The sequence below is a fragment of the endosymbiont of Riftia pachyptila (vent Ph05) genome (assembly GCF_000224455.1).
GTDB lineage: Bacteria > Pseudomonadota > Gammaproteobacteria > Chromatiales > Chromatiaceae > Endoriftia > Endoriftia persephonae.
The window spans coordinates 1-8,542 of the sequence record NZ_AFOC01000123.1 but is presented as its reverse complement, the minus strand read 5'-3'; the positions used below and the strand labels follow the sequence as shown (position 1 = coordinate 8,542).

The window sequence follows — 8,542 nt, the reverse complement described above, 5'->3', positions numbered from 1 at the left end:
CAAGGAGACGTCGGTGGGGTCGAGGCGGTTGAGGTCGTAGTTCTCCTACCAGGTATCGGAGAGGATGTCGTTGCCAGCAGCGTCCGTGCCGCTACTCTCGTTGGGGACGCCATCGCCGTCGTTGGCGATGCCCAGATAACGCATCAGCGCCGCGTACTTGGGCGAGCTCTCCTGCTCCAGATACTCCAGTGCCCCCCAACTGCCCCACTTGCTGGGGCGGCCAATGTCGCTGAAGTTCATGAACAGCGCCCCACCACGGGCCTCCCATCCCGCCAGGTAGCGGTCGTAGAGAGTGCCCATGCGCGGATCGCGGTTAGCGGCGATGAAGAGATCGGTGAGGGCCTGGTTGTTCTCCAGCCCCAACACCCCCACCAGGTGCTGCCCCCCCTCATAGCTGTAGAGGGGCAGGCCGTACTGGGCCGCTAGGGCGATATGGGTGTCGATGGCCGAGAAGGTGGCCGCCAGTTGCCCACCGGGGGGGCCATCGCTCAGCTCGCCGCCCTGCTCCAGTTGGTTGAAGAGCCTGGTCAGGCCGCCGTCGGCCTCCTGGGTCCAGGCCTCTACCTCGGCCTCGTAGCGGGCCAGCCCCAGGTTGTCGATGTAGGGGGCGATGGCGAGGGCGTCGATGCCGTGGTCGATGCAGGGGCCTTCGTCCCAGAGGGGGCACTCCAGAGCCTGCTCGGCGACCCGGCTCCAGGCCGCCTGGGCCCCCATGACGCAGGTGACGCGATAGGCGTCGTTGCCCCACACCTGCTTCCAGAGGTGGCAGATCTCGGCGGTGCGCTTGCCGAACCAGTTGAGCAGCTTGGTGTGACCGTCGGCTACCGCGTCGGGCCAGAGTGCCTCACCTTGGGAGCGCACCCAGCCGGACTGCTCGAACTGGCCGTTCCACACCTCGTTGGAGTACTCCAGGTAGACCTGCAGGGTGGGGTCGAGCTGCTCCTTGGCCAGGCGCGCAAATTGGCGCACGAAGTCGTCGTCGGCCTGGTGCGGCAGAGTGAACCAGGGGGGGCGCTGGAGGGTATTGGAGAGCTCGGTCATCACCTCCAGGGGTACCCCGTAGTCGGTGGTGTAGCGGGCATCCAGCGGCTCCGGCCGGTCGGCCCACCGCCCCAGGGGGGAGTTGTTGGTGCGCATCATGTCCATGAAGCGCAGCACCTGGTAGGGGCGGGTCTTCTCCAGGAAGGCGGGCTTGAACAGCGGCACCGGCTCGCCACTGGCGGCCAGCTCCTCGGCCAACGCCTCGGGGATGATACGGATGTTGCGGATGTAGTCGCCCGTGCCCTCGGGGTCGGTGGCGGAGATGGTGAGGGTCGCCGACTCGCCCGGATCAAACACCACCAGGTGGCGGCCTGGGCTCGACTCCGCATCGATCTTGTGCGCCCCCAGGCCATAGCTCATGGTCCCGGCGCCGTCATAGAGCACCACATAACGGCCGCCGGGGAACTGGGGATAGAAGGCCCAGTAGGTGGTGACGCGGGTGAAGATGGGGGCGTCCGCCGGGGCCGGCATGGAGCGCACCCAGCCGTGTTCGTCCAGGTCCAGCAGCGCCTGCTCTCCGGTATCCCATGAGTTCTCCGCGCTGCAATCGGGCTCGGGCTCATTGGCCCAGAAGTCGCATTGGGTGAGCCATTCGCGCGACATTTTGAAAAGGTCGATGAAGGGGGACTGGCTGGTCCAGTCGACGATGCCGCCCAGGTTGCCGCCCAGGCGCGGTGGTGGCCCCTGGTCGCGGGTGGGGTCGGTGCGACCGATGAACTCGGCCAGGTTATCTACCCCGTCGCCGTCCGGGTCCTGGTGGGCGTCGTTGGGATCGTTGGGGTTGAGGCCGAAGTGGCGCTCCCAGTCGTCGGCCATGGCGTCGCCATCCACATCCTCGTCGAAGATCTCCAGGCGCAGGGATTGGCTGATGGGGCGCAGCCCGGCGCTCACGCTGACGATGGTGATCTGGATGTTCTCGCGCCCCTCGATCTGGTCGTCGTCCAGGGCGGTGAGGGTCACGCTGGCCGAGGTCTGGCCGGTGGGCAGGGTGACAGTGTGGCTCGCCAGGGTGTAGTCGCTCCCCTCCTGGGCGCCCCCCTGGAGGCCGAGCTGAACGGTGACATCACTCTCGTAGGGGCGGTCCAGGTTGACCCGCAGCGCGGCCGCCCCCCCCTGTTCGCTGATCTCGCCGGCGGAGAGATCGAGGGAGACCACCGACTCATAGGGGGTGCCGTTGAGGTAGCCCAGCAGGGCGTCGTACTTGGGCGAATGGGTGTCGGAGAGGTTCTCCAGGGCCGACCAACTACCGTACTGACTAAAGGCGCCTATGTCCTTCTGGTGCATGAAGAGGCCACCGCCGCGCGCCGCCCAGCCGTCCAGCAGGTCGGTGTAGGCGCGCCCCATGCGTGGGTCGCGGTTGGCGGCGATGAAGAGCTGGGTGATGGGTTCGTTGTAGATCACCGCGCCGTTACCGGCGATGTGTTCGCCGCCGCGCGAGCCCACTAGCGCCATCCCGTAGCGGTCGGCCACCGCCTTCTGCGCCCCCACGTCCTCCATCACCGCGGCCAGGGCGCCGCCGGGTGGGCCATCCTGGATCAGCCCCCCCTCGTGCACCTCGCGGAAGAGGCTGGTTAGGCCGCCGTCGGCCTCTTGGGTCCAGGCCTCCACCTGCTGCTCGTGGGTGGTGATCCCCAGGTAGCTGCCGAACTGGGGGGTGATGGCGAGGGCGTCGAGGCCGTGGCCGGCGCAGGGGGCGCCCTCCCACAGGGGGCACTCCAGGATCTGCTCGCTGATCCAGCTATTGCCGATCTGGCTCTCCACCACGCAGTGGACCCGCCCCGCCGACCCGGCCCAGACCGATTTCCAGATGTCGCACATCTCGGCGGCGCGCTTGCCGTACCAGTAGAAGCGCTTCTGCAGGTCGCTCTCGCTGGCCTCGGGCCAGGCTGCCTTGCCCTGCTCCTCGATCCAGCCCCCGTTGGCGCTGAACATGAAGTTGTGGGCGTACTCCAGATAGACCGGTAGATTGGGCCGCAGCCGGTCCCGCACCAGGGTGGCGAACTGGCGCACATAGTCGTCATCGGCGTTGTGGGGCATGTTGAACCAGGGGGCGGCGTCCGCCGCGTCGGCCAGCGCCACCATCACCTCGGCGGGCACGCCCTCCTCCCCGGCGTAGCTCAAACTGTCCATCAGCGGGCGCTCGGCCCAGGTGGCGGGGGGGGTGCCGTCGATGCGCATCCAGTATTTGAAGTTCAGCACCTGGAAGGGGCGCGTGCGCTCCAGGAACTCCGGGTTGAACAGCGGCAGGGGGTCGACCGACTCGAAGGCCTCGGGGATGAGGCGCATGTTGCGGATGTAGTCGCCAGTGCCATTAGGGTCGCTGGCGCGGATGCGCAGGTGGAAGCCACCGTCGGCCCGGTCCAGCATCACCACATGCCGTCCCGGTGTCGACTCCTCCTCGATCAGGCGCATCCCGCCCAGGTACTCTAGGGTCCCCTCACCGTCGTAGAGCAGCAGATAGCGCCCGGCGGGGAACTGGCGCGGCACGTCCCAGTAGGTGGCCACGGAGGTGTAAACGGGGTCCGCCCCGGGGGTGGGTACGGAGCGCACCCAGCCGTTCTCGTCCAGATCCAGCAGCGCGTTTTCGCCAGTATACCAGGCGGTATCGGCGGTGCAGCCGGGGTCGGGATTGTTCACCCAGTAGTCGCACTGGGTGAACCAGGGGCGCGCTAGCTTGAACAGATCGATGAAGGGGCGCTGGCCGCTCCAGTCGCGCACATCGGTGAGCACGGTGCCGAGGCGATGCTCTCCAGTCGGGGTGGAGCTGGGGTCGGTGGGGTCACTATTGGCCTGGAACTCGACCCGATTGGAGAAGCCGTCACCGTCGGCATCACTGGTGGCATCGCTGGCATCCAGGGGATTGAGGCCGTAGCGGCGCTCCCAATCATCGGGCAGGGTGTCGTTGTCGTCGTCGGCATCGAGGGCGTCCGGGATGCCATCGGCATCATAATCCGGCAGCAGGTGTTCGATATGTGCCGCGGCCTGCTGACGCAGCCCGTCCAGTTCTGCCTCGCTCCAGGCGTGGGGCCGGTCGTGGCCGACCTCCATCGCATCGAGGGTCGCCTGCAGCCAGGCCTGGGCCTCTGTCTTGGCGGCCGAGTCATCACTGGCGGCGATCTGCTGCTCCAGCTTCAGCAGGTAGCGATAGTCGTCCACCGCTTCACGGTAGCGCTCCAGCTCCAGAGTGTGGCGCAGGCTACCGTCGGCATGGGTGAAGACGGCGGCCTGTTCGCTTTCGCGACCGTCCAGGTCATACCAGGGGTCGGCATGCACCGAGCTCCACATAAACTGCATGTGGCCCCGGCAGCCGAACTCCCGCGCCAGCTTGTACTGATAGACGCCCCGGTGGTAGCGGCTGCGCAGGTTGTAGCTGGCACACTCGCTGCCCTGATCGACGATGTGCTGCAGCCCGGCGGCGCTGTGGTGGGTGACATAGATGCGATCGACCACCCCGGCGAAGGCGGCGCGGGGATCGCTGGCCGGATCGGTGAGGCTGGAGAAGACGCTGGTGCGGCTCTGGGGGTCGGCTTGGTGGAAGGCCTGGGCGGCTGCCAATGAGTCTTGGATCGCCTCACCCGCAGGCTCGTCACCAACCGTGTGGATCAGCGACAGCCAGTTGTTGGCCGCGCCGTGGGACTCGATCGCCGCCAGCAGGTCGGCCAGCACCTCCACATAGGGTTTGCCATAGGCGCTGGTATCCTGGGTCGAGTAGGTCGAGAGCCCTTGGATGCCGATGCCGCCGTAGCTGTTGATCTCGCCGCTGTAGAGGCCCTGCAGGGCCGCCATGGTCTTGTCGGCCTGGCTGAAGTCGATCACCGGCTGGCCATCGCTGTAACCCTTGAACAGCGGGCCACCGATGCCGCCATCGACGCCGGTCATGCCGTAGCGGTGCAGCAGCGCGATCGAGGCCTGCAGCTCCGCCTCCTGCTTCGCCGCCACCTCGGGGAAAACGCTACCGGGGTATTGGGGCGCCAGCCCCAAGTAGCCCAGCGGCACATCGGCAGCGGGCAGACTGTAGGGGCGGACCTCTACCGCGACCGGCAGCTCCTGGCTCTGGCCGTTGCTGAAGCTGAGGCGCAGGCTGCCCTCGATGGTGCCTGGGGCGAGCTCTGCCGGGGCGTGCAGATCGAACCAGAGGCGGCGCGACTGTCCGGCGGCCAGCTCCAGCGGCAGCTGCAGCGGGTCGAGGATGCGCGGCCGGCTGGTGTAGACCGAGCCATCCTGGGTGACCCGGGAGAGCTTGTTGCGCACCTGGCTGGCCGTCACCTCCACCCCCGGTAGCTCCAGCACCGCGTCGGTCAGCTGCTGAGCCTGATGGGCATACAGGCTGATCGTCAGCGGCTCATACTCGCCCTGGGCCAGAGAGACGCTGAGTGCGTCGACCTGCTCCGCGGCATCTGGCCAGTCGGTAGCATAGACATCCAGCGCCGAGCTGCGTTGGAACAGAGAGAGCGCACCATCCAGGGCGTTGCCTGTCGGTTTGACGTGTTGCGGCAGAGGTGGCGCAACCTGTTTATATTCGTAGCCATACTGCTGCTTCAGCTGCTGCCAGAGCTCGGCGAGAAAGGCCTCGCCCCGGGCCGCCTCGCTGGTCGGATAGATCACCAACGCCGAGAGGGCCAGAGTGTAGGGGCTGTCATTGCCCTCGAAGCGCAGGTTGAGCTGGCCGTCGCTGACCAGCACATCGAACTGCAATGGCTGGTAGCGGGCCGGGATGTAGCGCTGCCAGATGTCGTCACCGGGCAGATCCTCCGCGTCGTCGTAACGGTAGTATCTGGCCCAGAAATCGGCCACCGTCGGCTGTTCGTCCAGAACCTTCTCGCCCTCGGCGTAGACCGCCCGGTGTTCGTAGTTGGGGTAGTACTCCCAGTAGCCGGGGTCCTCCAGCACCATCCAGACGTGGTATTCACCGTCCGGTAGGTCGAAGTCGAGGCCGCCGCTGTTGAGCGAGATCCAGTCGCGCAGCAGGTTCTCCGGGTGGCGGCGATCCTCGGTACGTTTAATCTCCGCATCGGCGGAGAAGCCGTAACCGCGCTGGGCACGGTAGCTGGTGGAGGCGTAGAGCGGCGTGAACTCGTGGAACAGTGGACTTTCGAGACTACCGGCGTCGAGCTTGATCAGACGTGGAAAGTCGTTGCTATAGGCAGGCTCAGGCTCCAGTCGCACATCATCGATGGTGAGGGCGACAGCGGCATCCGCGGCGGAGAGCACCAGCCGGGTGATGTTTGCCAGGTCGAGACGGCGGCGCTCCCTGATCACCGACTTCTCGCCGACAAAGATCTGCAACGGCACATGGATGGTGGAACGCCCCGGCGCGGCCACCGTGTACCAGTTGACCCGCGACCAGTAGTCGTTGGACTTTACGTCGCGGATCTCGACATAGAAGCGCTGCGGCTCCGTCGAGGGGTTGTCGACCTCGAAGCGCAGCCAGTCGTAGCCACGCCAGTCGGACGGGATACCCTGGGCGTTCCAGCCATCCAGGTAGCGGCCCGGCTGCAGCAGGCCAGAGCGTTCACCATTGAGCGCCTGATCGGTGTAGTCCCAACCGCTCTGGATGAAGGGCGGCGTGCTGCCCTGCTCGAAGTCGGCCAGCAGCCGCGGCGCAGCGGCATGTTGCGGCTTGAGGCTGTCGATATCCACACCCTGCAGGCGCTGGCAGACCTCGCGCCCGGCAAAACCCTCATCGTCACAGTAGCCGTGCAGCAGGATCTCCTCAAAGCTGACCGGCGGGTTGTAGTCGAGGGGCTTGAGGCTGGTCTCGTCCAGGCTGAAGCCCTCCTCCGGCTGGGCGCAGGCCTCCACCAGGCTAAGGCTGACATCATCGACAAACAGGCTGCCGGGGCCGTAGTTGAAGAAGTAGAGGGTGACCTGATCCGCTTCTGGTACCCGGAACACCAGCTCCATCTGGCGCCAGTCGCTGTCCCCTTCCAGCAGGGTCTGGCTGATGGTCTCGCGGCTGTCAAACTCCAAGTAGAGCAGGCTAGTCTGGCCCCACAGCCCCTCACGCAGATCCGCCGAGGCCAGCTTAGCCCGCAGCCGGTAGGTGCCGGCGGGCAAGCTCAGGTTCTGGTAGATCGCCGCCTTGGCCGGGCCATAACCCTGGATCAGCGCCGAGCGCTCGCCGGCAAATGCGGCCAGGTCGGTGTGGTTGAGCTGGATATCACCCTCCCAGCGGAAGTCGGTCCAGCCGGGGATATGCAGCGGGTCGGCATCGAACTGCTCCATCCCGCCGTTGGCGATCAGCTCCGCACCTGGCGCGCCGGTCAAACGGACCGGCAGCTCGATCTGGCTGCTGCGACCCTGCGCATCGTTGACACTGAGACGGACGCGGGTCAGGCCGCAGGCCGCCCCCTGAGGGGTCAGGGTCAGCTGGGCACCATCCAGGCTGGCAGTCAGGTTGGCGTCATCGACTGACTCGACCGCCCAGCTCAGACCCGCACCCTGTTCCAGGTCGAGGGCCAGACCAGTCAGATCCAGGCTCCAAGCACCCGCTGCCATCGGCTGCACGATCTCGACAAAGTCAGCAGGATCGAACAGCGGGGCCAGATCGTAATCGAGCCGATAGACCCGGCGACTGTTGGCCGGCAGGGTCTCGCTGAAGCTATCGGCCTGGCTCTGCAGGCTGCGCTGCTCAAACACTACCTCGACCGGGCTGTTGGCGCTCAGCCCTGGCAGCTGGGCGGTGAACAGCTGCTCGCTGTGGTGGTCGTTTCTCACCAGGATCAGCAGTCGGCCGTCAATGCCCTTATGGATCGAGACATCCAGCGCCGGATTGGGAAACAGGCTGCCCAGCGGATAGGCACGGCGGCTGGCCGCATCCAGCGGTCTCAGGTCGGCGCGGTCGCCCAGGCCATCGCCATCGGAGTCGGCCTGGACCGGATCGGTGCCGAGCAGCGCCTCCTCCTGGTTCAACAGGCCATCGCCATCCTCGTCGTGGCGAATAGTCAGGCCCTCGAAGACGTAGCGGTAGCTGTCGTTGTAGTAGGCATCCACATAGACGTTGACCCGGGCCGGCCCCTCCAGCAGGAAGGCGCCCGGCTCGGCCTGGTTGATCTGCAGCCACTGATCGTTCTGATCGAGGATGTAGCCGCTGACTACCCCGTCCCGGCGCAGCAGACGCAGCTTGCCGCTGGTCCTGCGCTGCGGAAAGCTGGCGCCCACACTCTGGCCCTGGTCATCCCACTGGTAGAACCAGGTGTAACCGGGGATGCCCGAGTGGATCTTGTGTTTGACGCTGACATGGCGGCCGTTGAGGGTCTGTTGGTCGAACCCATCGTCGGTGAGGCGCAGGATGAGGTTCGGCTGATAGGCGTTTTCGGAGAACTGGCTGAGACTGGCGTACTCCAGGATCACCTCCAGGTCGCCACGATAGCTCTGCTCGCTGAGCAGGCCGGTGTGCTCGACCCCATTGGTGGCGGTGCGCTCAAACACCAACTGGCCATCGACCAGGCGGATGCCCGCCTCGCCCAGCAGGCTGAAGCCGGTCAGCACATCCAGATCA

General features: G+C 66.3%; 1 protein-coding gene. It reads right to left on the bottom strand.

The genetic code is table 11. From position 1 onward, the window contains the following. Positions 1-45: 45 nt before the first annotated feature. Entirely contained in the window at positions 46-8,532 is an 8,487-nt protein-coding gene (locus RIFP1SYM_RS18640; RefSeq protein ID WP_005966216.1) for a Calx-beta domain-containing protein, read from the bottom strand. Between the last annotated feature and the right edge of the window lie 10 nt (positions 8,533-8,542).